This is a genomic window from Streptomyces sp. NBC_01116, assembly GCF_041435495.1.
In the GTDB taxonomy this organism is placed as follows: Bacteria; Actinomycetota; Actinomycetes; order Streptomycetales; family Streptomycetaceae; genus Streptomyces.
In genome coordinates this window covers 7240356-7266307 of the sequence record NZ_CP108644.1, presented here as the reverse complement: position 1 = coordinate 7266307, position 25952 = coordinate 7240356, and the positions used below count along the sequence as shown (strand labels likewise).

The 25952-nt window shown below is 72.2% G+C and carries 21 protein-coding genes and 1 pseudogene; 8 read left to right on the top strand and 14 right to left on the bottom strand.

All coding sequences use genetic code 11. The features are described 5' to 3' along the window. Positions 1 to 112: 112 nt before the first annotated feature. Positions 113 to 970, bottom strand: a complete 858-nt coding sequence (locus OG245_RS31835; protein WP_371626790.1) for a choice-of-anchor K domain-containing protein — start codon at positions 968 to 970, stop codon at positions 113 to 115. A gap of 527 nt (positions 971 to 1497) precedes the next feature. After that, positions 1498 to 3282: a glyoxylate carboligase gene (gene gcl, locus OG245_RS31830; RefSeq protein ID WP_371626789.1), complete on the bottom strand. Its 1785-nt coding sequence runs from the start codon at positions 3280 to 3282 to the stop codon at positions 1498 to 1500. Between the two features lie 260 nt (positions 3283 to 3542). Between gcl and OG245_RS31825 the strand changes: the two genes are divergently transcribed. From OG245_RS31825 to OG245_RS31815, 3 genes are all read left to right on the top strand, one after another. Next, positions 3543 to 4253 carry a hypothetical protein gene (locus OG245_RS31825; RefSeq protein ID WP_371626788.1) on the top strand — a complete coding sequence of 237 codons (711 nt, stop codon included), beginning with the start codon at positions 3543 to 3545 and terminating at the stop codon, positions 4251 to 4253. A gap of 205 nt (positions 4254 to 4458) precedes the next feature. After that, entirely contained in the window at positions 4459 to 5088 is a 630-nt protein-coding gene (locus OG245_RS31820) for a GNAT family N-acetyltransferase (RefSeq protein WP_371626787.1), read from the top strand. A 9-nt stretch (positions 5089 to 5097) separates the two neighbouring features. Continuing rightward, positions 5098 to 5295, top strand: a complete 198-nt coding sequence (locus tag OG245_RS31815) for a hypothetical protein (RefSeq protein WP_371626786.1) — start codon at positions 5098 to 5100, stop codon at positions 5293 to 5295. A 59-nt stretch (positions 5296 to 5354) separates the two neighbouring features. Here the strand turns inward: OG245_RS31815 and OG245_RS31810 are convergent, their stop codons facing one another. Together OG245_RS31810 and OG245_RS31805 are read right to left on the bottom strand one after the other, a co-directional pair. Next, positions 5355 to 6962, bottom strand: a complete 1608-nt coding sequence (locus OG245_RS31810; RefSeq protein WP_371626785.1) for an AMP-binding protein — start codon at positions 6960 to 6962, stop codon at positions 5355 to 5357. Next, complete coding sequence (locus OG245_RS31805; RefSeq protein WP_371626784.1) at positions 6959 to 8635, bottom strand: AMP-binding protein; 1677 nt, start codon at positions 8633 to 8635, stop codon at positions 6959 to 6961. The genes OG245_RS31810 and OG245_RS31805 overlap by 4 nt, the downstream gene beginning before the upstream one ends. A 132-nt stretch (positions 8636 to 8767) precedes the next feature. On the opposite strand from OG245_RS31805, the gene OG245_RS31800 reads away from it, so the two are divergent. After that, entirely contained in the window at positions 8768 to 9610 is an 843-nt protein-coding gene (locus OG245_RS31800) for a response regulator transcription factor (RefSeq protein ID WP_371626783.1), read from the top strand. Positions 9611 to 9637: 27 nt separating this feature from the next. Here the strand turns inward: OG245_RS31800 and OG245_RS31795 are convergent, their stop codons facing one another. Next, positions 9638 to 10789, bottom strand: coding sequence for a winged helix DNA-binding domain-containing protein (locus OG245_RS31795; protein WP_371626782.1), 1152 nt, complete (start codon positions 10787 to 10789; stop codon positions 9638 to 9640). 119 nt (positions 10790 to 10908) lie between these two features. Between OG245_RS31795 and OG245_RS31790 the strand changes: the two are divergent. Next, positions 10909 to 11807, top strand: a pseudogene (locus OG245_RS31790) (DMT family transporter). A gap of 9 nt (positions 11808 to 11816) precedes the next feature. Here the strand turns inward: OG245_RS31790 and OG245_RS31785 are convergent. Together OG245_RS31785 and OG245_RS31780 are read right to left on the bottom strand one after the other, a co-directional pair. Next, positions 11817 to 12869: a glutathione S-transferase family protein gene (locus tag OG245_RS31785; protein WP_371626781.1), complete on the bottom strand. Its 1053-nt coding sequence runs from the start codon at positions 12867 to 12869 to the stop codon at positions 11817 to 11819. After that, positions 12866 to 14365, bottom strand: a complete 1500-nt coding sequence (locus OG245_RS31780) for an MFS transporter (RefSeq protein ID WP_371626780.1) — start codon at positions 14363 to 14365, stop codon at positions 12866 to 12868. Before OG245_RS31780 ends, OG245_RS31785 begins: the two co-directional genes overlap by 4 nt. A 128-nt stretch (positions 14366 to 14493) precedes the next feature. On the opposite strand from OG245_RS31780, the gene OG245_RS31775 reads away from it, so the two are divergent. Further along, positions 14494 to 14889 carry a VOC family protein gene (locus tag OG245_RS31775; protein WP_371626779.1) on the top strand — a complete coding sequence of 132 codons (396 nt, stop codon included), beginning with the start codon at positions 14494 to 14496 and terminating at the stop codon, positions 14887 to 14889. Positions 14890 to 15092: 203 nt separating this feature from the next. Continuing rightward, the gene (locus OG245_RS31770) at positions 15093 to 16190 is read left to right on the top strand and encodes a glycoside hydrolase family 5 protein (RefSeq protein ID WP_371626778.1); all 1098 of its coding nucleotides are present in this window, start codon (positions 15093 to 15095) and stop codon (positions 16188 to 16190) included. A 22-nt stretch (positions 16191 to 16212) separates the two neighbouring features. Here OG245_RS31770 and OG245_RS31765 read toward each other — a convergent pair whose 3' ends face one another. The 7 genes from OG245_RS31765 to OG245_RS31735 all read right to left on the bottom strand — a co-directional run bounded on the left by OG245_RS31765 (position 16213) and on the right by OG245_RS31735 (position 22933). Continuing rightward, complete coding sequence (locus OG245_RS31765; RefSeq protein WP_371626777.1) at positions 16213 to 16344, bottom strand: hypothetical protein; 132 nt, start codon at positions 16342 to 16344, stop codon at positions 16213 to 16215. Between the two features lie 43 nt (positions 16345 to 16387). Continuing rightward, entirely contained in the window at positions 16388 to 17764 is a 1377-nt protein-coding gene (locus OG245_RS31760) for an LLM class flavin-dependent oxidoreductase (protein ID WP_371626776.1), read from the bottom strand. Positions 17765 to 17878: 114 nt separating this feature from the next. Further along, positions 17879 to 18634 carry an ABC transporter ATP-binding protein gene (locus tag OG245_RS31755; protein ID WP_371626775.1) on the bottom strand — a complete coding sequence of 252 codons (756 nt, stop codon included), beginning with the start codon at positions 18632 to 18634 and terminating at the stop codon, positions 17879 to 17881. Next, on the bottom strand, positions 18610 to 19494 hold the full coding sequence (locus tag OG245_RS31750) for an ABC transporter permease (protein ID WP_371626774.1): 885 nt from the start codon (positions 19492 to 19494) through the stop codon (positions 18610 to 18612). Before OG245_RS31750 ends, OG245_RS31755 begins: the two co-directional genes overlap by 25 nt. A gap of 112 nt (positions 19495 to 19606) precedes the next feature. Next, positions 19607 to 20689 (bottom strand): ABC transporter substrate-binding protein, encoded by a 1083-nt coding sequence (locus tag OG245_RS31745; RefSeq protein WP_371626773.1) that lies wholly within the window; start codon positions 20687 to 20689, stop codon positions 19607 to 19609. An 18-nt stretch (positions 20690 to 20707) separates the two neighbouring features. Beyond that, positions 20708 to 21211 carry a flavin reductase family protein gene (locus OG245_RS31740; protein ID WP_371626772.1) on the bottom strand — a complete coding sequence of 168 codons (504 nt, stop codon included), beginning with the start codon at positions 21209 to 21211 and terminating at the stop codon, positions 20708 to 20710. A gap of 417 nt (positions 21212 to 21628) precedes the next feature. Further along, entirely contained in the window at positions 21629 to 22933 is a 1305-nt protein-coding gene (locus OG245_RS31735; RefSeq protein ID WP_371626771.1) for an ROK family protein, read from the bottom strand. Between the two features lie 541 nt (positions 22934 to 23474). Between OG245_RS31735 and OG245_RS31730 the strand changes: the two genes are divergently transcribed. Then, complete coding sequence (locus tag OG245_RS31730) at positions 23475 to 25883, top strand: endonuclease/exonuclease/phosphatase family protein (protein ID WP_371626770.1); 2409 nt, start codon at positions 23475 to 23477, stop codon at positions 25881 to 25883. Positions 25884 to 25952: the final 69 nt, after the last annotated feature.

Genomic DNA, 25952 nt, shown 5'->3' with positions numbered 1-25952 from the left:
CCGGCGACACCTCTGTCGCTCCCCAACGAGGGCGCGGAGTACGGATACGGTCCCGTACTCCGCGCCCTTCCGCGTGCGCGGCCCCGGGCCCTGGGCCGGGGAGGACCCGAGGTCAGGGGGTCCCGGCGCCGTAGCTGTAGTCGGAGACGACGGTGTCGTCGGTGTCGCGCAGGCGGGCGGTGTCGCCCTTGTCGTTCCAGAGGGGGCGTCCACTGCCGTAGACGTGGCCGCCCCACTCGGGGTGGACCTCGTTGGTGTAGATACGGATCCGTTGGCCGGGCTGGAGCACGGTGTTCGGCGGGAAGGTGAAGTTCTGGCCGGGGTCGTCGGCGAAGAGGGTCCAGCCGGAGATGTCCCCGGGGGCCGTGCCCCGGTTGACGATCTCGACGTACTCGTCGGCCTGGGTGCGCTTGACCGCGCCCTTGTAGCGGATATCGGCGATGACCACGTCCGGAGCGCCCACGCGGGAGAGCGCGGCGACGATGTGGGCGCTGTTGGCGCCGTTCTCCGGGCTGATGAACTTGTTGACGATCTGGCCGTTCTGCTTGAAGCCGGTGATCACGACGGCGTACTCCTCGCCGTCGATGGTCACGCTCTCCGGGGACACCCTCGTGGGGAGGTCGACCTCGTCGTCGGGGGTGGGGCCGTCGTTGGGCGTCTCGAAGTGGTGGAAACGGAAGGTGAAGTCCCGGTCGGTGTCGTCCTCCTCGAACCGGACGCCCACCGCGAGATCGACGGCGAACCGGTTGTCCGCCCCGCCCTGGATGGGGAAGTTCTGGTGGGTGAAGGTGCCCAGCGTGAACTCCGCGCCGTCGACCTTCGCCTCGACCGTTCCGCCGGCGAACACGTAGCCGCTCTTGCCTCCGCCGACGGGAACGCCCCAGTGGACGTGGTCGGCGCCGAGACCGGCGAGGTTGGGCGGGGCGGGGCTGACGGCGGTCCAGATTCCGGACGTCGTGACTGTGGACATGCTGGGGCTTCTCCTTCTTCGGTGGTGCGTCGCCGTCCGTCGGGCAGACGCGTGCGACTCGTCGGGGGTCGGTGGACGGCATCGGGCCGACTCCGGGAGCCCGCGTCCGACGGGCCGCGTCCGACACCCTCCCCGGCGGTTCGGGCGGGGAATCCGCTTTCCTGATCAGGAGACCGCGTCCTGCCGCACGGACGCCGTATTCCGGTCACGTGCGAGGACGCGGCGGCAGGCCTGAACCGCGTGGTCCGCGGCCCGGCGCCGGCGGGTCCCGTCGGCGGGCGACCGCTGTCCGTCCGCCGGGAGGGGCGGAGCGCTCGCGGGGAGGGGCGGAGCGCCCGCGGGGAGGGGCGGAGCGCCCGCGGGGAGGGGTGTTCGCGGGCCATCTCCGTGCCGCGCAATCATGGCCCGAAGACGCGTCCCCCGTTCGAGTGGTGCGGCTCTCCGCGTCCGAGGGAGGGCACGGCGAGGGCCCCTGGTCCGGAGTGAACCTCCGGGCCAGGGGCCCTCGCCGTGTGCGGGTGAGTCCGTCAGGACGCCGTCAGGGGGCGGATCGCGGTGGGCGCGTGGGACGCGTCCGTGGCGATGTCCTCGAACTCGTTGACCGACGCGATGTCACTGCCGCTCATCGCGATGTTCGTGACCCGCTCCAGGATCGCCTCGACGACCACCGGCACCCGGAACTCCGCGGCGAGCTTCTTCGCCTCCTCGAAGGCCGGCAGCAGCTGGTCCGGCTCGGTGACCCGGATCGCCTTGCAGCCGAGTCCCTCGACGACCTTGACGTGGTCCACGCCGTAGACGCCCAGCTCCGGGGAGTTGAGGTTCTCGAACTCCAGGTTGACCTGGAAGTCGATGTCGAAGTTGCGCTGCGCCTGGCGGATGAGCCCCAGGTAGGAGTTGTTCACCAGGACGTGGACGTACGGGATGCGGTGCTGCGCGCCGACGGCCAGCTCCTCCAGCATGAACTGGAAGTCGTAGTCGCCGGAGAGGGCGACGACCGTGCCCTCCGGGTCCGCGGTGGCGACGCCCAGCGCGGCCGGGATCGTCCAGCCGAGGGGGCCCGCCTGGCCGCAGTTGATCCAGTGGCGCGGCCTGTAGACGTGCAGCATCTGCGCGCCGGCGATCTGGGAGAGGCCGATCGTGGTGACGTAACGGGTCTCGGGGCCGAACGCCCGGTTCATCTCCTCGTACACGCGCTGCGGCTTCAGCGGCACGTTGTCGAAGTGGGTGCGGCGCTGGAGGGTCGCCCTGCGCTCCTGCGTGGACGCGGCCCAGGCCGAACGGTCCTTCAGCTCGCCCTTCGCCTTCAGCTCGCGCGCCACCTCGACGAAGAGCGTCAGCGCGGCCTTGGCGTCGGAGGCGATGCCGAGGTCCGGGGCGAAGATCTTGCCGAGCTGGGTGGGCTCGATGTCGACGTGGACGAAGGTGCGGCCCTGGGTGTAGACGTCCAGCTTGCCGGTGTGGCGGTTGGCCCAGCGGTTGCCGATGCCGAGGACGAAGTCGGACTCCAGGAAGTTCGCGTTGCCGTAGCGGTGCGAGGTCTGGAGGCCCACCATGCCGGCGTTCAGCTCGTGGTCGTCGGGGAGGATGCCCCAGCCCATCAGGGTCGGGACCACCGGGACGCCGGTCAGCTCGGCGAACTCCACCAGGAGTTCGGAGGCGTCGGCGTTGATGATGCCGCCGCCCGCGACGAGCAGCGGGCGCTCCGAGGCGTTCAGCATCTGGACCGCCCGCTCGATCTGCTTGCGGGAGGCCGCGGGCTTGTGCACCGGGAGGGGCTCGTACAGCTCGGGGTCGAACTCGATCTCGGTGAGCTGGACGTCGATCGGCAGGTCGATGAGGACCGGGCCGGGCCGGCCGGTGCGCATCAGGTGGAAGGCCTGCTGGAAGACGCCGGGGACCTGCGCGGCCTCCAGGACGGTGGTCGCCGCCTTGGTGACCGGCTTGGCGATCGAGGCGATGTCGACGGCCTGGAAGTCCTCCTTGTGCAGGACGGCGGTCGGCGCCTGGCCGGTGATGCACAGGATCGGGATGGAGTCGGCGATGGCGGAGTACAGACCGGTGATCATGTCGGTGCCCGCCGGGCCCGACGTGCCGATGCAGACGCCGATGTTGCCGGCCTTGGCCCGGGTGTAGCCCTCGGCCATGTGGGAGGCGCCCTCGACGTGCCGGGCCAGCGTGTGCTGCACCCCGCCGGAGGCCTTGAGGGCCGCGTAGAAGGGGTTGATCGCCGCACCCGGCACACCGAACGCGTTGCTGACGCCTTCGCGCTTGAGGATCTCAACTGCCGCTCGGGCAGCGGTCATACGAGGCATTGAGTGCTCCTGCTCGGGATTGGTGGAGTCGGGCTCTGTCGCGCCACCTGAGAGCACCAATTCCGCATTACGGAAATTCGGTTCTGCTATACGGAAGCAATCTAAAACGTGGAACGACCCCCGTCAAGGGCGCGGACGGCCACCCGCCCCCACGAAGTCCGCCGACCCCCTCCCCAGAGCCCCGCTCCTGGTGGACGATGGCGTGACGAGGGAGGCACGGAGCGCGGTCGGCCGCGCAACCGTGCCGGAGGGAGACGATCGTGGAGTCCGTGCCGGTCCGGTGCCCTGTCTGCAACCGGGACCACGCCTACAGAACACCGGCCTACCCCTGCCCGTGCGGGACGCCCACCGCCCCGCCGCTGCTGCGCGGCGCCCCGGCGGTCCGGGTCGCCCACCGCAGCTGGAACGACGCGTGGGTCACCGTCCGCTGCGCGTCCTGCGCCCGGGAGAACCAGTGGCCCCAGCCCGAGCTGTGCTGCCCGTGCGGGACCGTCCTGCGGATACCGGTACGCCCGGTGGCCGGCGCACCGGACCCGGCCGCGCCGGTCTCCCCCGCCCACATCCCGCTGCCGCGCACCGCCGCGCACCCGCGCCCGGCCTTCCGGCCGATGACGATCCGCACGGGCCACGACGCGGTGAGCGCGGCCGGCCTCTATCTGACCTGGCTGGGCTACCGCGACGTCGGCAGGCCCGGAGCCGGCCCGGCCTCCGGGATCGACCTGCGTGCGGACGGGCTGATCGCGCGGGTCGACTCCAGCACCCGGCCGACGACGCTCCGCGCGGTCGAGACCCTCTGGCTCAACGCGCTCAGCACATCGGCGACCGGGGTGTTCTTCTCCCTCGCGGGATACGCGGCCGACGCCGGGGCCCGCGCGGACGGCGTCGGACTCCCGCTCTTCGTCATGGACCTCACCGGGAGCCCCCAGCCGGTGAACAGCCCCGCGGACGAGCTGGTGAGCACGGGCGCCTGAACGTCGACGGCCACGAGCAGCCCTGGGCCCTGTCGTCGAACTGCCGCCTGACCCCGCAGGGCCGCCCTCCGGGCGACGACGGCAGTTCGACGACAGGACCTAGGAGGCTCCTGGACGTGTGTTCCGGGGCCGTCCGGCGGTCCCGCGGACATCCTGATCCGGCCACTTCGTACCGGTCCGCCGTCCGGCGCGGCACACTGAGTACATGCGTATCCGCTCCGCCAGACGCTCGGATCTCCCGCTGCTCCAGGACATCGAGCGCGCCGCAGGGGAACCGTTCCGGGACTTGGGCATGGCCTTCGTGGCCGACGACGATCCGCCCCCGCTCGACCTGCTGGAGAGCTACCGGCAGGCAGGCCGCTGCTGGGTGGCCACCGACCCCCTCTCCGGCAGCGGCGACCGGCCGCTCGGCTATGTGCTCGCCGACCCCGTCGACGACGCCCTGCACATCGAGCAGGTCTCGGTCGACCCCGCCGCAGCCCGCCGGGGCATCGGCCGGGACCTGATCGCCCATCTCGCCGCCCTGGCCGCGCCCCGGGGCATGGCGGCGCTCACCCTGACCACCTTCACCGATGTGCCGTGGAACGCCCCGTACTACGCCCGCATCGGCTTCCGGATCCTGACCGATCCCGAACTCACCGACGGGCTGCGCGCGATCCGGGCCGAGGAGGCCCAGCACGGCCTGGACCGCTGGCCCCGGGTCTGCATGCGGCGCGAACTGGCGCCCGCAGACCGGCCGTCGGGCGCCGCGGGGGCCGTGAGGATTCCGCGTATGCCGGACGCCTCGGCGGCCCCTGACACGGTGGAGGCCGTCGCTGTCAGTGGCAGCCCGTAAGCTGTGCGCATGGCTTTACTCCCCGACAGCTCCTTTCCCGCAGACCGCCCCGGACCCGCCGCCGAGCAGGCCAACGAGGCGATCCGCGCCCTCGTCGACGCCTCCGGGCAGGACTGGTCCGAGATGGAGTCCGCGACGTACGAAGTGCTGCTGATCGAATGGGCGGCGGCGACCCGGGGCGACCACGACATCGTCGAAGCCGCCTGACCCACCGCCCGTCCGCCCGCCCCGCCGCACGCCTGTCCGCTCGGTCCGCGTGCGCCCGCTCAGTCCGCGTACGTCTCGCGCAGTTCGATCTTGCGGACCTTGCCGCTCACCGTCATCGGGAAGGTCTCCAGGATCCGCAGCCTGCGCGGGATCTTGTAGTGCGCGAGCCGCTCCCGGCAGTACGCGGAGATCTCCTCCAGGGTGGGCGGGTCGGCGGGGTCGCGGGCGATGACGCAGGCCAGGATCTCCTCGCCGTAACGCTCGTCCGGCACCCCGACCACCTGGACGTCGGCGACCTTCGGATGGCCGTACAGGAACTCCTCGATCTCCCGTGGATACACGTTCTCGCCACCCCGGATGATCATGTCCTTGATCCGGCCGACGACCTGGACGTAACCGTCCTCGCGCATCACCGCGAGGTCCCCCGTGTGCATCCACCGCCCGGCGTCGACGACTTCGGCGGTGCGGTCGGGCTGGTCCCAGTAGCCGAGCATCACGCTGTAGCCGCGGGTGCGCAGTTCACCGGCGCTGCCGCGCGGCAGCGTGACACCGGTGACCGGGTCGACGACCTTGACCTCGATGTGCGGCAACGCGCGGCCCACCGTGCCGGTGCGGCGGTCCAGGTCGTCGTCGCGGCGGGTCTGGGTGGAGACCGGGGACGTCTCCGTCATCCCGTAGCAGATGGACACCTCGGCCATGTGCATCTCGGCGACGACCCGCTTCATCACCTCGGCCGGGCAGGGAGAACCGGCCATGATCCCGGTGCGCAGCGAGGAGAGGTCGTACGCGGCGAAGTCCGGCAGGTTCAGCTCGGCGATGAACATGGTGGGCACGCCGTACAGCGAGGTGCAGCGCTCCTGCTGGACGGCGGTCAGCACGGCGGCGGGCTCGAAGGACGGTCCCGGGATCACGACGCAGGCGCCGTGCGAGGTGCTGGCGAGGTTGCCCATCACCATGCCGAAGCAGTGGTAGAAGGGGACCGGGAGGCAGATCCGGTCGGCCTCCGTGTACGCGATCGTCTCCCCCACGAAGTAGCCGTTGTTGAGGATGTTGTGGTGGGAGAGCGTCGCTCCCTTGGGGAAGCCCGTGGTGCCCGAGGTGTACTGGATGTTGATCGGGTCGTCGCAGGACAGCTCCGCCTCGCGGGCGGCCAGTCGCTCCCGGGTGACGGCGGGCGCGGCGGCGGTCAGCTCGTCCCAGGACGGGTCGCCGATGTAGTGGACGGCCCGGAGGCCGGGGCAGTCGGCGCGGACCTGTTCGACGAGGGCCCGGTAGTCGCTGGTGCGGTGGGAGAGGGAGGCGACCAGCAGGCAGACGCCCGCCTGTTTGAGGACGAACTCCACCTCGTGGGCGCGGTAGGCGGGGTTGATGGTGACCATGACGGCACCGATCCGGGCCGTGGCGTACTGGACGAGCACCCACTCGGGGCAGTTGACCGCCCAGATGCCGACCCGGTCACCCTTCGCCACCCCCGACGCCATCAGGGCGCGGGCCACCATGTCGACGTCCGCGACGAGTTCGGTGTACGTCCAGCGTCGGCCCGAGGCCATGTCGACCAGCGCCTCGCGGTCACCGTGCACCGCGGCCGTCCGGTCGAGGTTGCGGCCGATGGTGTCGCCGAGCAGCGCGGTGCCGCCGACGCCGTGCGCGTACGCCTGGGTGCTCATGTGAGGTCCCCCTCGTCGAACTCGGCGCCGGAGCCCAGGGCGGTGCGCTCCCGCAGCTCGATGCGGCGGATCTTGCCGGACACGGTCTTGGGCAGCTCCGCGAACTCCAGCCTGCGGATGCGCTTGTACGGGGCGAGGACCGCCCGGGAGTGCGCGAAGAGGACCTTCGCGGTGTCCGGCCCCGGCTCCCAGCCCTCCGCCAGGACGACGTACGCCTTCGGGACGGCGAGGCGGAGCGGGTCGGGGGCGGGCACGACGGCGGCCTCGGCGACCGCCTCGTGCTCCAGCAGGGCGCTCTCCAGCTCGAAGGGCGAGATCTTGTAGTCGGAGGCCTTGAAGACGTCGTCGGCGCGGCCCACATAGGTGATGTAGCCGTCCGCGTCGCGTGCGCCGATGTCCCCGGTGCGGTAGTAGCCGCCCGCCATCGCCTCGGCGGTGCGGTCCGGGTCGCCGTGGTAGCCGGTCATCAGGCCGATCGGGCGGTCGGCCAGATCGAGGGAGATCTCGCCCTCGGTCGCCCCCGGCTGACCGCTGACCGGGTCGAGCAGTTCGACGGTGAAGCCGGGGCTCGGCCGGCCCATGGAGCCGGTCTTGAGGAGCTGGCCGGGGGTGTTGGCGACCTGGACGGCGGTCTCGGTCTGGCCGAACCCGTCCCGGATGGTGACGCCCCACTCCCGCCGGACCGTCTCGATGACCTCCGGGTTCAGCGGCTCGCCGGCCGCGACGACCTCGCGCGGCGGGGTCGTCAACTGGCTCAGGTCGGCCTGGATGAGCATGCGCCAGACGGTGGGCGGGGCGCAGAAGCTCGTGACGCCCGAGCGGTCCATCTCCGCCATCAGACGGCCCGCGTCGAAGCGGGTGTAGTTGAAGATGAAGACGGTGGCCTCGGCGGTCCACGGGGCGAAGAGGTTCGACCAGGCGTGCTTGGCCCAGCCGGGCGAGGAGATGTTCAGGTGGACGTCGCCCGGCCTGAGCCCGATCCAGTACATCGTCGACAAGTGGCCCACGGGGTAGGACACATGGGTGTGCTCGACCAGCTTGGGGCTGGCGGTGGTGCCGGAGGTGAAGTAGAGCATCAAAGGCTCGTCGGCGTCCGTCTCCCGGCCCGGCGTGAACGTGGCGGACGCCTCGGCCGCTCCCGCGTACGGCAGCCAGCCCGCCACCTCCTCGCCCACCGCGATCCGGGTGTAGTCCCCGGGGACCTCGTCGAACTTCGCGGTGTCCGCGTCCCGCACCAGCACATGGCGCACCCGCCCGCGCTCCACCCGGTCGCGCAGGTCGGCGGGGCCGAGGAGCGGGGTGGCGGGGATGACGACGGCGCGGAGCTTCATCGCGGCGAGGGCGGTCTCCCACAGCTCGGCCTGATTGCCGAGCATGACGAGGACGCGGTCGCCCTCCCGTACGCCCTGGGCCTTCAGCCAGTTGGCGGCCCGGTCGGAGCGCTCCGACATCGCCGCGAAGGACACCTCGGTGCGCCGGCCGTCCTCCTCCACGATGTGCAGGGCGGTGCGGTCGTTGTTCTCGGCGATGACGTCGAACCAGTCCAGGGCCCAGTTGAAGTGGTCCGGCCGGGGCCAGCGGAAGCCCGCGTAGGCCCGCTCGTAGTCCTCGCGGTGCTCCAGCAGGAAGTCCCGGGCGGCCCGGAACGTCTCGGTAGCGCTGGTTGCCGACATGTGCCCTCCTCATTACGGACCGGTCGCCTAACATCATGTAAACAGTGACCCAGGTCTCACCACCCCCGGACGGGGGTGGTCCGCTCCCCCGTGCGGGGGAGAGCGGCACGGGCCGGGCGGGAGGACGTCGGAGTGCCGGAACGGGTCGACGCGGTCGAGATGCAGGCCGCGCTGTTGAGACTGCGCCGCACGAGCGGGCTCCCCGTGGTCTTCGGCGGCCTGCTGTCCGACGCGCGCCATGCGCGGATCGCCGAGCTGAACGGGGCGCAGACCAGCGCGTTGCGCGGGCTGGTCATCTCCGCCGGGAGCGGCCTGGGCGGCAAGGCCATCGCGCTGTCCCGGCCCTGTGCGGTGACGGACTACGCCTCCGCGCGCCACATCAGCCACGAGTACGACGCGGCGGTGGCGGCGGAGGGGCTGCGCTCGGTCGTCGCGGTCCCCGTCGTCGTACGGCGTGCGGTGCGGGGCGTGCTGTACGGGGCGATGCGCACGCCGGTCACGCTGGGCGACCGGACGTTCGACGCGATGGTGGCGGCGGCCCGTGACGTGGAGCAGTCGCTCGCGGTGCGGGACGAGGTGCGGCAGTTGCTGGCGGCGGGCCGGGAGCAGGTGACCGATCCGGACACGGCCCCAGGGGCCTGGGAGGACGTGCGCGAGGCCCACCGCGAACTGCGCGCGCTGGCCCCGAGGGTCGTCGACCCGGCCCTGCGCGACGAACTGCTGGACGTCTGCGGGCGGCTGGCCTCGGCGGCCGGCGCCAAGGCGCCCGCGGCCCGGGAGATCAGCCTCGCGCCGCGCGAGGTGGATGTGGTGGCGTGTGTGGCGGCGGGCGCGACGAACGCGGCGGCCGCCGAGCGGCTGGGGCTGCGGCCGGAGACGGTGAAGGGCTATCTGCGGTCCGCGATGCGGAAGTTGGGGGCGCACACGCGGCTGGAGGCCGTGGTGGCGGCCCGCCGGGCGGGGCTGCTGCCCTGACCTGCGGGCCGCGGGGCCTCGGGGGTCTCAGTCGCCGTGGTCCAGGAACGTGCCGAACCGGATGTCGTGGTCGGTCGCGTCCGTCATCACGGTCAGCATCCGCGCCGCCTCCTCGGTGATCTCCGCGCGCTCGGCGCGGACCAGGCTCCGCAGCGGCTGGACGGTCAGGATCGCGGTGCCCCTCTCGCGTTCGACGCGCCAGACGGCGTCGAAGAACCCGTCGATCAGCACGGACCCGTACGCCTGGTTGCCCACCCCGTTGCGCCCCTTGTTCACCGGGGCGATCACGCGGGTGCGGTCGGCGTGGCCGAGGAGGAGGTTGTCGAACTCGGGCAGGAAGCGCGGCGGGGCCGGGGTGTCGGGGTCGGGGCGCGGGGCGTCCGGGAGGTCGAAGAGCTCGACGCCCCGCTCGTCCCGGAAGGTGAGCAGCCGGGGCCTGAGCCGTTCGAAGACCTCCTTCGTGCGGGTGAGCCCCGCCCACGACTGGAAGTCCATCACCGAGGCGGGGCCGAACGCTCCGAGGTAGCGCAGCACGGTGGCGTCGGGCGCGGGCACCGGTTCGGCGGGCCGGCCCAGCCAGTGCTCCACGGTGGTCAGGGCGACCCCTCCGCTCCGGCCCCACAGCCCGCGCGGGGTGACCTGGACGAGCGGCAGCAGGCAGCGGGCGGCGACGGTGAGCGCGAGGGGGTCGGCGTCCGGCCAGTGGGCGAGCAGTTCCTCCCGCAGCTCCTTCACCGGGCGCGGGCGCTCCACGACCAGCTCCTCGGCCACCGCCGCGAGCCGGTCCAGGTCCACTCCTTCCAGCCGGCGCCGGAAGGTCTTCAGCTCCCGTTCGCGTGCCGCCTGCACCAGGGGGCGCAGGGTGAGCGCGTCGTCAGCCGTGTGGGTGTGGAGGGTGGAGCGGAGGGTGACGATCCGGACCACCTCGCGGGACTCCATCAGAGCGGACAGTTCCTCGGGGTCGAAGTCCGCGAGCCGGGCGTACAGCTGGTAGTACGGCGGCTTGGTGTTCTGGGCCTGGAGCCCGAGGAGGTGGGCGACCGCGTCCTTCGCGGACCTCTCCGACCGGCGCAGCAGGAGCTGACGGTCCAGGGTCGCCCGGTTCAGCGCCCGGGTGGACAGGACGCCGGAATGCGCGGCGGTGGGGTGTGCGGCGGTGCGGTGCGTCTTCGCTGCCATGGTCCGCACGTTACCGGGGCTTGCGGACCGTTACGGTCCGCAAGGGAGGGCGGGGGTGCGTTACGCCCACCGGACGCGTGCGCCGAGCGTCCCGGCCGGGGCCGGTTCCATGATGAACCGTGATCAGTGTCCTGTTCGCCGTCCTCACCGCGCTCAGCAACGGTTCCGCCTCGGTGCTCCAGCGCCGGGCGGCGATGCGGGTGCCCGACAGCGAGGCGATGCGGCTCTCCCTGATCGGTCATCTGCTGCGGCAGAAGGTGTGGCTGGCGGGGATCGGGCTGGTGATCGTGGCGGCCGTCTGCCAGGCGGTCGCCCTGGCCACCGGGCCGATCGCGGTGGTCCAGCCGATCTTCGTGATCGAGCTTCCGGCGACGCTGCTGATCGCCGGGTTCGTGATGCGGGTCCGGGTGGACCGGGCCGTCCGGTACGGCGTCGCGGCCGTCACGGTCGGCCTCGCGATCGGCATGGTGTCGGCAGCGCCGGTCGAGGGCAGCGACACGGTGCGGGACGCGGCGTGGATTCCGGCGCTGGTGGTGACGGGGCTGTGTTCGAGGCGGCGCTGATCGGCGCGGCGCTGCGGACGCGCGGCAACCCGCGGGCCGCCCTGCTGGGGCTGGCCGCCGCGTGCGGCTACGCGCTGACGGCCGCTCTGATGAAGGACGCGATGGCGAACCTCGACGACGGCGGCGCTCCGGCGCTGCTGGCGTCCTGGCAGCTGTACGCGACGGCGGCGGCCGGGGTGGGCGCGCTGTTCCTGCTCCAGAACGCTCTTCAGGCGGGCAGTCTGGTGGCCGTGCAGCCGATGCTGACCCTGGGGGACGCGCTGATCAGCATCCTGTACGGGGTGACGTTGTTCGGCGAGGAACTGCGGACCGGCTGGTGGCTGCTGCCCGAGCTGGCGGCGCTGGCCCTGATCGCCGCGGGGTGCGTGCGGCTCGCCCGTACACCGCTGGCGGCGGGCACGCTCGCGCCACCGCCACCGCCACCGCCACCGCCACCGCCGTCCGCGCCTCGGTGAACGCCCGGGTCAGGGGGCGGTCACGGGGGTGACCCGCTCGCCCGGGGGCACGGGCCCCGGGGGTGTGCCGTCGCCGAACGGGCGCCCGCCGAGCTGTTCGCGGTGGTGCGGAGCGGTCCAGCCGGAGAGGTCGGGGCCGACGGGGACGATGCCGGTGGGGTTGATACCCGTGTGCACCTGGTAGTAGTGCCGCTTGATGTGGTCGAAGTCGACCGTGTCGCCGAATCCGGGCGTCTGGTAGAGGTCGCGCACGTAACCCCACAGGACGGGGTCCTCGGTCAGCTTGTTCCGGTTGCACTTGAAGTGGCCGTGGTAGACGGCGTCGAAGCGGACCAGGGTGGTGAAGAGGCGGATGTCGGCCTCGGTGATGGTGTCGCCGACCAGGTAGCGGCGGTCCGCGAGGCGGGCGGAGACCAGGTCGAGGCGGCGGAACAGGGCTGCGTACGCCTCCTCGTACTCCTCCTGGGAGCTGGCGAACCCCGCGCGGTACACGCCGTTGTTGACGTCCCGGTAGACGCCCTCCATGACCTCGTCGATCTCGTCGCGCAGCGGTTCGGGGTAGAGGTCGGGGGCGCCGGGCCGGTGCAGGGCGGTCCATTCGGTGGCGAGGTCGAGGGTGATCCGCTGGTAGTCGTTGGTGACCAGCTTCCCGCTCGGTACGTCCACGATCGCGGGCACGCTGACACCGCCGGGATAACCGCGCTCCCGGGCGTCGTAGGCCTCGCTCAGATAGCGGATGCCGAGGACCGGGTCCGCGCCGCCCGGGTCGAGGGTGAACCGCCAGCTGCGGTCGTCCTGGATGGGGTCGGCGACGGCGAGCGACAGCGCGTCCTCCAGGCCGAGGAGCCGCCGGGAGACCAGGGCGCGGCTCGCCCAGGGGCACGCGCGGCTCACGACGAGCCGGTAGCGGCCAGGTTCCACGGGCCAGCCGTCGCGTCCGTCGGCGGTGATCCGGTCGGCGAAGTGGCTCCGGGACCGCTTGAACGGCTTGTGGCCGTAGGAGGTGTTGCCGTCGCTCCCGGCGCTGTCCGCTCCGCCGCTGTCCGCTGTCGTGCCGTTCATACCGCGCTCCTCGATGCGTCGCTCGGTTCGTGTGCTGTACGTCGTCTGCCCCGCCGGTCGGCGCCCACCTCGGCCAGCGCCACGATCAGGGCAGCCAGTACGAAGGCGACGGACACGACGAGCCCGTGGTCGTAGGCGTCGGCCCAGCCGTCCGGGCCGACCTGGGCGAAGAACACCGCGCCGACGGCGGCGATCCCGATCGCGGAGCCGACCCGCTGGCCGGTCTGCAGGGTGCCCCCGGCGCTTCCGGCCCGGTCCACCGGCACCTCCGCGAGGGTCAGGGTCTGGTTCGGGGCGATGACCAGGCCGCTGCCGAGACCGGCGAGGAGCAGCGGGGCGGCCATGGCCCAGCCCGCCTCCTTGCCGGGGACCAGGTGGACGGCGAGCGCGGTTCCGGCGAGGCCGAGCGCGACCATGGCCAGGCCCGCCACCACGAGGGGGCGGCCGAAGCGCCCGACGAGCCGGCCGCCGATGGACGCGGCGACGCCGGAGCCGAGGGCGAAGGGGGTGATGGCGAGTCCGGCCAGGAGGGCGGAGTAGCCCAGGCCGGACTGGAGGTAGAGGGTCGTGACGAAGAAGATCGAGGTGAACCCGGCGAAGTAGAGCAGGATCAGCAGGCAGCCCAGCCAGAAGGAGCGCAGCCGGAACAGCGACAGGTCCAGGACCGGGTGGATGCGTCCGCCCGTGCAGCGCGACTCCCAGGCCACGAACGCGGCGAGCAGCGCCCCGGCCAGGACGAGGAGCAGCCACTTCGCGTTTCCGGGCCACTGCTGGGCCTGGACGAACGGCAGCAGCAGCGCCAGCACCCCGGCCCCGAGCAGGACGACGCCCACCGGGTCCAGGTCGCGTGGCCGCACCCGGCCGGCGGACGGGGTGTCCGGGAGCAGCCGGTGGGCGAGCAGGAGGCAGACGGCGCCGAGCGGGAGGTTGACGTAGAAGACCCAGCGCCAGCCGTGGTCGGGTCCGGCGGCCTGGATGAGCAGGCCGCCGAGCAGCGGGCCCACGGCCGTGGAGATGCCGACGACGGTGCCGAACATGCCGAAGGCCCGGCCGCGCTCGCGCCCGGAGAACATCTGCTGGATCAGGGCGGAGATCTGCGGGGAGATCAGACCGCCCGCGATGCCCTGCACCAGACGGGCGATCACCAGCCACATGCTGGACTGGGCGGCCCCGCAGGCCGCGGAGGCCAGGGTGAAGAGGGCGAGCCCCGCCATGAAGACCGCCCGGCGGCCCCGCGCGTCGCCCAGGCGTCCGGCGGGGATGAGGAAGAGCCCGAAGGCGAGGGCGTAGCCGGAGAGCACCCATTGGAGGTCGGACTCGGGGGTGTTCAGTCCCTCCCGGATCGAGGGGAGGGCCACGTTGACGATGGAGACGTCCAGCAGGGTCATGAAGCCCGCCACCAGGCAGACGGCCAGGGCCCGCCAACGCCGGGGGTCGGGTCCGTCCGGGGCGGCTTCGCCCCCGGCCGGCCCGGGATGCGCCGCGCTCCGTGCCATGGTTCGCACCTTAGGTCGCGTGGGGTGTTTCCTCACCCGGGACGCGTCCGCACCGGTGGCCCGGATTCCGGATTTCCGGACGGGCCCGGTACGGCGTGGCCACGCCCGGCGGGGGTAATGGTTCCCGCATGACTGTGGAGAAAACGAGCGTCCTCGTCCTTGACTGTGCCGAACCGATGGAGCTGGCCGAGTTCTACGCCGGTCTGCTCGACGCGGAGATACGGATAGGCTCCGACCCCGATTTCGTCGAGATCGTCGGCAACGACGGCGTCCGGCTGGCGATCCGCCGCGACCACGGCTACGCCCCGCCGAGCTGGCCGCGCCCGGAGGACTCCCAGCAGGCGCATCTGCGGATCCTGGTCGCCTCCGAGAACATCGACGAGGCCGAGCGGGAGGCGATCGGGCTGGGGGCCCGGCCCGTCGACACCGGCGACAGCAACAGCGGCCCCCGGGACGTGCGGGTGTACGGGGACCCGGCGGGCCACTCGTTCTCGCTGGCGGTCTACCCGCTGCGGCAGGGCTGAGCGACCCGGGAGGGCCGGGCGGGACGCCGGTACACCGGCGCACAAGGACGGGCGCGTGGCGGAAGGGCCCCAACGGGCCCTTCCGCCACGCGTGTTAATAGACAGGAAAGTTTCCCAACACTGTTGACGGCAATTGAAAGGAAGCTTTACTTTCAGTTCTGCCGACATGGCGCCTCCCACCCCCCTCCGAAGGGAGCACCACCATGCACCAGCGCACCACGCCCCCCACCGGCACCGCCGCCACGACCGGTCGCCGCAGGATGGCCCGCAAGGCCCTGCTCGCCGCGTCCGCGCTCGGCGTCGTCACCGCACTGATGGCCCCCGTCCGCGCGGGAGCCGCCCCGGCCCCCGCCTCCTCCCCCACAGCCGCCGCACCCACGGCCGCCACCCCGCTCGCCGCCAACGGACAGCTCTCCGTCTGCGGCCGTCAGCTCTGCAACGACTCCGGCCAGGCCGTCGCCCTCAACGGCATGAGCACGCACGGCACCCAGTGGTACGCCCAGTGCGTCACGGACGGATCACTCAACGCCCTGGCCCAGGACTGGCGCGCCGACGTACTGCGCGTCTCCACCTACGTACAGGAGGGCGGGTACGAGACCGACCCGGCCGGATTCACCGCCCGTGCGCAGAAGTTCATCGACGCGGCGCACGCACGCGGCATGTACGCGGTCATCGACTGGCACATGCTCTCCCCGGGCGACCCGAACGCGAACCTGGCGCGGGCGAAGACCTTCTTCACCGCGATGGCGAAGAAGTACAAGAACCACCCGGGTGTGCTCTACGAGATCGCCAACGAGCCCTCGGGGGTGAGCTGGTCGGGCATCAAGTCGTACGCCGAGCAGATCATCCCGGTGATCCGGGCCCAGGACCCCGACGCGGTGGTCCTGGTCGGGACGCGCGCCTGGTCCTCCTTCGGCGTCTCCGAGGGCTCCAACGAGTCGGAGGTCGTGAACAACCCCGTCCGCGCCTCGAACATCATGTACACCTTCCACTTCTACGCGGCCTCGCACCGCGAGGAGTACCTGAGCGCGCTCGACCGGGCCTCCGACAAACTGCCCGTATTCGTGACCGAGTTCGGCACGCAGAACTACGCGGGCGAGGGCGCCAACGACTTCGCCATGTCGCAGCGCTACCTCGATCTGATGAAGCGCAAGAAGATCTCGTGGACCAACTGGAACTACTCCGACGACCACCGTTCCGGAGCCGTCTTCAAGACCGGCACCTGCAACGGGACCACCTGGACGGGGACCGGGGTCCTGAAGGAGGCCGGGGTCTGGATCCGCGACCGCATCCGCCAGTGACCCCGGCCCGCTCCCCGCGCCGTCAGGCCGAACGGCGGCGCAGGGAGGCGTCGGTGAGGACCTCCGGGGTGTAACCGGCTTCGAGCGCCGACAGGTCGGCGCCGGGCGGGACGCTCTCGTCGATCCGGTCGAGAACGTCCCGGCCGGGCCTCACCCTGCCGGAAGCGGTCGGTGGAGAGCCGGCGCGGTCCACCCGGTCATGCGGCACTCTCCTCGACGAGCTGCTCCGGGGCGCCGACGGCGTCGAAGAGGCGGTTGGCGGGGCGCGGCAGGCCGTAGTGCTCGCGGAGGGTCGAGCCGGTGTACTCGGTGCGGAACAGGCCGCGTTCCTGGAGGATCGGGACCACCCGGTCGACGAAGATCTCCAGGCCCGAGGGGAGCACCGCGGGCATGATGTTGAAGCCGTCGGCGGCCCCGCTGTCGTACCAGTGCTCGATGGTGTCGGCGACCTGTTCGGCGGTGCCGGCGAAGGTGCGATGGCCGCGTCCGCCGCCGAGCCGCCCGATGAGCTGCCGTACGGTCAGGTGCTCGCGGCGGGCCAGCTCCACGATGAGCGTGTAGCGGCTCTTGGCGCCCTCGATCTCTTCCTCGGTCGGGATGTCGTCGGGGAGTTCGGCGTCGAGGTCGAGGTCGTCCGGGGCGATCCTCAGGCTCAGGGCGAGCTGCCGCTTCGCGTACTCGGGGACGATGAGGCGGTCCAGCTCGGCGTCCAGCTCGTGCGCCTCGGCCTCGGTGTCGCCGATGACGGGAACGATGCCGGGCAGGATCTTGACGGAGCCGGGGTCCCGGCCGTGGGCCGCCGCCCGCGCCTTGACGTCCCGGTAGAAGGCGATGCCCTCCTCCAGGGTCTGCTGCGCGGTGAACACGGCCTCGGCGTACCGGGCGGCGAAGTCCTTTCCGTCCTCGCTGGACCCGGCCTGCACGAGCAAGGGGTAACCCTGCGGCGGACGCTGGACGTTGAGGGGCCCGTCGACGCGGAAGAACTCGCCCCGGTGGCCGATGGCACGGACCCGTTCGGCGAGTGCGTGGACGCCCTTCGCCTTGTCGGCGACGACGGCGTCGTCCGCCCAGCTGTCCCACAGCTTGGTGGAGACCTCCACGAACTCGGCGGCGCGGCGGTAGCGCTCGCGGTGCGGCGGAGTGTCGTCCAGGCCGAAGTTGCGGGCGGCGTCGGCCCCGGCGGTGGTGACGATGTTCCAGCCGGCCCGGCCGCCGGAGACGTGGTCCAGCGAGGCGAATCTGCGGGCCAGGTTGTAGGGCTCGTTGTAGCTGGTGGAGGCGGTGGCGATGAGCCCGATGTGCTCGGTGGCCCCGGCGAGCGCGGTGAGCAGGACGGTGGGCTCCAGTTTGGCGGCGGGCCGGCGCCCGGGGTCACCCATCAGGACCGGGCTGTCGGCGAGGAACAGCGAGTCGAGACGGCCGCGTTCGGCGATGCGGGCGAGGTTCTTGTAGTGGTCGATGTCGGAGTTGGCCTCGGCGGGACTCTCGGGGAGCCGCCAGGACGCCTCGTGGTGTCCGGTGGACATGAGGAAGGCGTTGAGATGGAGCTGCTTGCGGGGTCGGGCGGAGGACATGCGTGTCTCCAGGGAGGTGCGGGAGGTGATCCCGGACGGGCACGGGGAGTTGGAGCCGTACGTCGGGGCCGCTGGGGTCCGCGCGTACGAGGTCGGGCGGCGCGCGGTCGCGGTTCAGGCCGTCGTCGGCAGCGGGGACCGAGCCACCCCGAGCGCGGTGAGCAGGGTGTCGCGGTACTCCTGGAAGCGGGGGTCCCGGCGGGAGCGCGGGGTCGGCAGGTCGATGGCGAGGTCGACGGAGATCAGCCCGTCCTCCAGGACCAGGACCCGGTCGGCGAGCTCGACGGCCTCGTCCACGTCATGGGTGACCAGGAGGACCGCGGGGCGGTGGCGCTCGTACAGCTCGCGCAGCAGGCCGTGCATCTTGATCCGGGTCAGGGCGTCGAGCGCCCCGAACGGCTCGTCGGCCAGCAGGAGTTCGGGTTCCCGGACCAGCGCGCGGGCTAGTGCCGCGCGCTGCTGCTCGCCGCCGGAGAGCTCGTGCGGCCAGGAGCGGTCCCGGCCGGCCAGCCCCACCTCCTCCAGGGCGGTCAGTCCGCGTTCGCGGGCGGCGGGGCCGCGCAGCCCGAGGGTCACGTTGTCCAGGACGCGGAGCCAGGGCAGCAGCCGGGAGTCCTGGAACGAGAGGGACACCCGTTCGGGGACCACGAGCTCACCGGACCCTTCGACGGTGTGGTCGAGCCGGGCGACGGCCCGCAGCAGGGTCGACTTGCCCGAGCCGCTGCGGCCGAGGAGAGCGGTGAACTCCCCCGGCGCCACCGTCAGGTCCAGCTCCTTCAGAACCGTCCGGTCGCCGAACCTCCGTACCAGCCGGGTCGTGCGGACGGCGGGCGGGGCCTGGGTGATCAGCCCGCCAGGGTGCGTCGCCATGACAGGACCTTCCTTTCGATCGCGCGCACTCCCGCGTCGGAGGCGAAGCCGAAGATCCCGTAGGCGACCAGGCCCACGATGATCACGTCGGACTGGGCGTACTGCTGGGCCTGGAACATCATGTAGCCGATGCCGCTGGTGGAGTTGATCTGCTCGACGACGATCAGGCCGAGCCAGGAGGAGGTGACGCCGAGCCGCAGGCCGACGAAGAAGCCGGGCAGCGAACCGGGGACGACGACCTTGCGCAGGAACTGGGCGCGGCCGAGGTCGAGCCCCTCGGCGAGCTCCACGTACCGGCTGTCGATGGAGGTCAGCGAGGCGTAGGTGTTGATGTACATGTTGACCGCGACGCCGAGCGCGATCACCGTGACCTTCATCTGTTCGCCGATGCCGAGCCAGAGGATCAGCAGCGGCAGCATGGCGAGCGAGGGGATGGCGCGCTTGATCTGGAGGGGCCCGTCGAGCAGGTACTCCCCGCTGCGGCTGAGCCCGGCCGTGACCGCGAGGACCACCCCGGCGGTGACGCCGAAGAGGAGGCCGAGTCCGGCGCGCTGGAGGGAGATGAGGACGTTGTCCTGGAGCCGCCCGGTCGCGACCAGGTCGGCGGCGGTGGAGAGGACGCTGCCCGGTCCGGACAGGATGCGCGGGTCCAGGTGGCCGGAGGCCGAGGCCGCCCACCACAGGGCGACGAGCAGGACGGGGCCGATGAGCCGGCCGAAGGGGACCGGCCGCCCGGGGCCGAGCCGTCTGCGGGTGCCGCGGGCGACCGCGGGCACCGCCCGGTGAGCGGTCTCCTCGGCGGGCGCGCCCTTGATGAGCGGGGCGGGGCCGGAGCGGGCGGTGGGCAGCAGGTCGGTCATGTCGTCCCCCACGCGGCTGATACGGACTGATCGGTGACGACGGCTACCGCGCCGGCCGAAACGGACTGATCGGTCACGACGTCTGCCGTGCCGGCCGATACCGGCTGATCGGTCATGACGTCTCCCGGTACGCGGCGGGTACGGACGCGGCTGCCAGGCCCTCGAAGCGGCGGTCGAAGAGGTCGGAGACGTCCTGCTTCGGCACGAACCCGCCCTCGGCCAGCAGATCGGCGGTCTCCTGCTCCCACGCGACGGCCTTGTCCCAGCTGACGGGGAACTGCGGCTGGTGGAGGGAGGAGACGATGCGCCGGCCGTCGGCCTCGGAGACGCCCTGGTCCTTCACGTAGTACGTGTCGATCCACTCGGCGGGGTTCTCCCACGCCCAGACCAGGCCCTTGGCCCACAGCGGGACGAAGCTGCGGACGGCGGCGGCCCTGGCGGGGTCGTTCAGGACCTCCACCGGGGCCCACAACACGGTGAGCAGGTCCACGACGTCGGTCGTGAGGCCGGTGGCACCGTCCTTGCCGTACTGGTCGAGGTACTTGGTGAGGGTCGGCTCGCCCAGCGGGGCCACGTCCACCTGACCGGACTGCAGGGCGGTGAGGAACTGGGTGCTGGGCAGGGCGACGAGTTCGACGTCGCTGTTCTTCAGCCCGGCCTCCTTCAGTGCGCGCAGCACGACGACGCCCTGGGCCTGGCCCTGCGAGAAGCCGATCTTTCTGCCCCGGAAGTCGGCTGCCGAGGCGATGGAGGAGCCGGGGGCCGTCGCGAAGGTGTAGATGGGCCGCGGCCGGACCTGTATAGCCACGATCCTCGTTTCCACGCCGATGGCCTTGGCCTGGATCGGGGGAATTCCGGCATTGGCGGCGAGGTCGATCGACTGCGCCCGGAATCCCTGGATGATGTCGGGCCCCGCGCTGAGGTTCGGCCATGCGGAAACGGTGAATCCCACATCCTTTTCCAGGCCCGCGGGTCCGAGCTGAAGACGGGTCGTGCGGACGGCGACGGTCAGTTTCGTGCCCGGCGGCGGAGCTCCCGAGGGGAGTTTCCCGGTGGGCTCGGAACTGGCCACGGTCTTGACCCCCGGGGAGCAGCCGGCGAGGCCGAGAACCGTTCCGGTGGCGAGGGCGAGAATGGACCTGCGGCCCACGGTCCGGGCAATGGCGGAAGGGTCGTGGGTCTGGTGACGAGGCATGAGGTGATGTCCTGGGTCTCAGAGGGAGTGGTAGGCGCCGTCGTGGAACAGCAGCGGGGCCCGGTCCTCGTCGAGCCAGGACTCGGTGACCCGGGCGATGACGATCCGGTGGTCGCCGGCGGGCACGATCCGCTCGGTCTCCAGGCGCAGCCAGCCGGCCACTCCGTCGAGCACCGGCTCGCCCTCCGGCAACCGCCGCCAGGCGGTGGGTGCGGCGAACCGGTCGATGCCGCTGGTGGCGAAGGTGCGGGCGAGTGATTCCTGGTCGGCGCCCAGGAAGTTGACGACGGTGGATGCCGCCGCCTCGACATGGGGCCAGGAGGAGGCCGAGGCGCCGATGCCGTACGAGACCAGCGGCGGGTCCAGGGAGAGCGAGGCGAGCGAGGTGGCGGTGAACCCGACCGGTCCGCGGCCGGAGTCGGCGGTGACGACGACCACGCCCGCCGGATAGCGGCGGAACACCTGCTTGAAACGGTCGGGGGCGTAGGCGGGGGCATAGGAAGGCACGGTGATGGTCAACATCTCTCCCGGAGCGGAAGGAGCGGAAAGGGAAAACGGGCACACGGGCACATGGGCACACGCGGCATGGGTGCGCGGATGGGCAGAAAGGTACGGGCGGGCAGAGCCGGCGGCGGACAGCACGGATCACCCGGCAGGAAGGAAAATCCTCCGCGGAAGTGGATCCGCGGCCGGGATCACCGGAAAGGCAGCTGGGTTTATCGGGAACCCGGACAGCGGCGACCACGACAGGGCCGGGAGAAGGACCTCACCGGCGCAGCCGAGCGACAGCGGTGTGCCGCGCTGGGCGCGTTCCGCTGCATTCGCTGTCGGCTGGTCATGAATCCATTCTCCTGTCGGGCCGTCCGGCCGGTCAACAATGCAACGTTCTGAATTAAGTCGGTTTCCGCACCGGACGCGAAGAGGGGTCCGGCGGCGCGTTCACGACACCGCGGGCAGCGCGGGCCAGGGTCCCAGCGGGTCGTCGTACAGGGCGCCGAGCGCCACCGCGCCGCCCGCGGTGGCCAGCACCGATCCGGTGAAGCTGCTCGGCACCACGGCCCGTTCGGGGTCGTCGCAGACCCAGGAGCGCCTCGCCACCTCCGCCCGCAGATCCGCCAGGCACGCCGGTATGCGGCCCGCTCCCGGTTCGACGACCACGAGGACCTCCGGGTCGAACATGTCCAGCAGCAGGGCCGCCGCCCGGCCGACGAGCAGGGCGCGGCGGCGGAAGAGCCCGAGGGCCCGCTCGTCCCCGGCCAGGGCGCCGTCGAGCAGTTCGGCGAACGTGCCGACGAACAGGCCCTGGTCGGCGGCCCGGCGCACCATGGCCCGCTCGGATACCTCCGACTGGAGGCAGCCGGCGCGGCCGCACGAACAGGGCTCGGCCCCACCCGATCCGCCCGATCCCAAGGGCAGATGGGCCACGCTGCCCGTTCCGGAGCGAGGTCCCAGGTGCATGCTCCCCGAGCTGGCGAACGCGGCGTCCACGACGGCCCCGACGAAGAGCAGGACCGTGCTGACCCGGGTCGAGGCCTCGCCGAAGAGCTGCTCGGCGCGGGCCAACGCCCGTGAGTGGCTGTCCACATGGACGGGAAGGCCGGTGGCGGTTTCGAGGATCGCGCGCACCGGTACGTTCCGCCAGCCCAGGTGCGGATGGTCGACGACGACTCCGGCGGCGGGGTCCACCCGGTGCCCCGTGGCGAAGCCGAGGGCGAGCACGGTCCGGCCGGCGGCGTGCGTCCCGACGAGGCGGGACAGCCGGTCGGCGAGGTCGCGCAGCAGGGCCGGCCCGCTGGAGAGGCCGCGCGGGGACCGGCCGGGGACGGTGGCGTAGGGCCCCGTCGCCCCGAGGGCGTGCGGTTGGCGGTCCTCGGCGACGATCCGGCCGCGCAGATCCATCAGCGAGACGGTGGAGTGCGCGACGGCGACATGGGCCCCGGCGACCAGATAGCGGCCGGTGTCGATCTCGACGGGGATGTGGGGGCGGCCGAGCCCCTTGGGCCCGGCGGTCCCCTGGCCCTCCCGGACGAGCCCGCGCGCCAGCAGCTGCCCGACGTGGCCGGTCACCGCGGCCGGGGAGAGGCCGGTGAGCCGGGCGACGTTGGACCGGGCGACGGGCCCGTGGTCGAGGATCGCGCCCAGCACGGAACCGGTGCCGGACACCCGGCGGGCGGGGCCTGCCGCCGGGATGTCCGAGCGGCGCAGCGGGACGGGGCGGCGGACGGGCACGGATGGACGCTTCACAGGTGTCTCCACAGGTCCTCGATGGCAGCGGGCCGTGCGGGAGGACGTCCGGACGGAGCCTCGTACGGGGTCCGTCCGGCGCCGGGCCGGGGGTGGGTTCGGCTTCTCCCGTGGAACGGTCCCCCCGGGTGCGCACGGCGGAGCGGCTCCGGCGGCGGTCACGCCGGGGCAGGGTCGCGTTCAGGCCCGGTGACACGCCGCGGAGCACACACGCTTCAGGTCGACATGACCTCGCGTCGTCAGGTGTGCGGATCGCTGCATGGCGCGCAACGTAGCCGGAACGGCGGAACCCGGTCAAACCGCTGACCGTATGGTGGACTGCCGTCTCATCAGGGCGTGTTGCCCATCATTGCCGCACGTGACAGGCGCGTGGCGGGCACACGGCGGGCGCGCGAAGCGGGGGCCCGCCGAGCCCTGCGGGGCGCGTAGGTCCGCCCTCCATCCGGACGACGCCGGGAATTAACCGATGATGCCTTGTCACGCCCTGTTCTACGCGCATAGCTTTTGCCCCTACTACTCCGTTCAGTTGGGGGCACCTCCCGTGCAGATACACAGATCCGGTTCCGTTCTGCTGACCGGCGCCGTCGCCGCCGCTCTCGCGGTGACCGCCCTGCCCGCCGCCCAGGCGGCACCGTCCGCCACCGCCGTCATCTCCGAGGTGTACGGCGGCGGGGGCAACTCCGGCGCGACGCTGACCCGGGACTTCGTCGAGCTGGCCAACGCCGGCTCCGCGCCCTTCGAGGTCGGCGGCCTCAGCGTCCAGTACCTTCCGGGCAGCCCGTCGGCCGGCTCGCAGTGGCAGGTCTCCGGGCTGTCCGGGTCCATCGCGCCCGGCGGCCGCTACCTGGTCGCGCAGGCCGCGGGCACCGGCGGAACCGTCGCGCTGCCCTCCGCCGACGCCACCGGCACGGTCGCCATGGCGGCGGGGAGCGGCACCGTCGCCCTGGTCTCCGGGACGGCCCCGCTCACCTGCAAGTCGGCGGCGGACTGCGCGGCGGACACCCGGATCGTCGACCTGGTCGGCTACGGCTCCGCGGTCGTCCGGGAGGGAAGCGGCCCGGTCCCCGGCGCGTCGGCCACCGCGTCCGTCGCACGGGCCGCCTCGCTCGCCGACACCGACGACAACGCGGCCGACCTCGCCGCGGGCGCCCCGACGCCGGTCAACGCCAAGGGCGAGGCGTCCGGCGGCGGGCAGGAGCCGGAGGAGCCCGGCCCCACCGAGCCCGGCGACGTACGGATCCACGACATCCAGGGCACCACCCGGGTCTCCCCGCTCGACGGCAAGCAGGTGACCGGCGTCCCGGGCGTCGTCACCGGAGTGCGCTCCAGCGGCTCGCGCGGCTTCTGGATCCAGGACACGGCCCCCGACGGCGACCCGCGCACCGGCGAGGGCCTGTTCGTCTACACCGGCTCCACCGCACCGGCCGTGAAGGCCGGCGACGCGGTCCTGGTCAGCGGCAAGGTCGCGGAGTACTACCCGGGCACCGGCACCCAGTCCCTCACCCAGATCACCGCGCCCCGCACCACCGTCCTGTCCTCCGGCAACGCGCTGCCCGCCCCGGTCGTCCTCGACGCCCGTTCGGTGCCCGCCCGTTACGTGCCCTCGGCGGACGGCGGGACGATCGACGCGCTGCCGCTGGACCCGTCCCGGTACGCCCTGGATCTGTACGAGACGCTGGAGGGCTCCCGCGTCGAGTTCGCCGACACCCGGGTGACCGGGGCGACGACCGCGTACGACGAGATCTGGGTGACCGTGAAGCCGAGGGAGAACCCGACCCGGCGCGGCGGCACGCTCTACGCCTCGTACGAGGACCAGAACACCGGCCGCCTCAAGGTGATGTCGCTGGACCCGGCGCGGCCGGTCCCGACGGCGAACGTCGGGGACGTGCTGAAGGGCCGCACCACCGGCGTGCTCGACTACGCGAGCTTCGGCGGCTACAACGTGCAGGCCACCGAGCTGGGCTCGGTCGTCGACAGGAAGCTGCGGCGCGAGGTGACCCGTAAGCAGAGGAAGAACGAGCTGGCGGTCGCCACGTACAACGTGGAGAACCTCGACGCCCGCGACGACCAGGCCAAGTTCGACACCCTGGCCGAGGGCGTCGCGGTCAACCTGTCCTCCCCCGACATCGTCTCGCTGGAGGAGATCCAGGACGACAACGGTGCGGTGAACGACGGCACGACGGGCTCCGAGGCGACGCTGAAGCGGTTCACCGACGCGGTCGTCGCGAAGGGCGGGCCGCGCTACGCCTGGCGCTACATCGCCCCCGAGAACAACAAGGACGGCGGCGAGCCCGGCGGCAACATCCGCAACGTCCTCCTCTTCAACCCGCAGCGGGTCTCCTTCACCGACCGCGCGGGCGGCGACGCCACCACGCCGGTGCACGCCGTCGACACCCGCAAGGGCGTCGAGCTCTCCGCTTCCCCGGGCCGGATCAACCCGGCGAGCCCGGCGTGGGCGGACAGCCGCAAGCCGCTGGTGGGCGAGTTCGTCTTCCGCGGCAAGCCGGTCTTCGTCATCGGCAACCACTTCGCGTCCAAGGGCGGCGACCAGCCGCTGCACGGCCGCTACCAGGAGCCGACGCGTTCCTCGGAGACGAAGCGGATCCAGCAGGCCGCCGAGGTCAACGCCTTCGTCGCTTCGCTGCTGAAGGCGGACAGGTCCGCCAAGGTCGTCGCGCTCGGCGACTTCAACGACTTCGAGTTCTCCCCGACGATGAAGGCGCTGACCAAGGACAGGGCGCTCAAGCCGCTGATCACGACGCTCCCCTCGTCGGAGCGGTACAGCTACGTCTTCGACGGCAACTCGCAGACGCTGGACCACATCCTGACGAGCCCCGGCATCCGGCGTCCCGACTACGACGTGGTGCACATCAACGCCGAGTTCGCCGACCAGGCGAGCGACCACGACCCGCAGGTGGTGCGGATCAAGGTCGGCGGTTTCTGGCACTGAGGTGCCGGGACCCCGGCGGGGCGGACCGGCTCACCGGTCCGCCCCGCGGCATGCTCAGCTCCGCCCCGC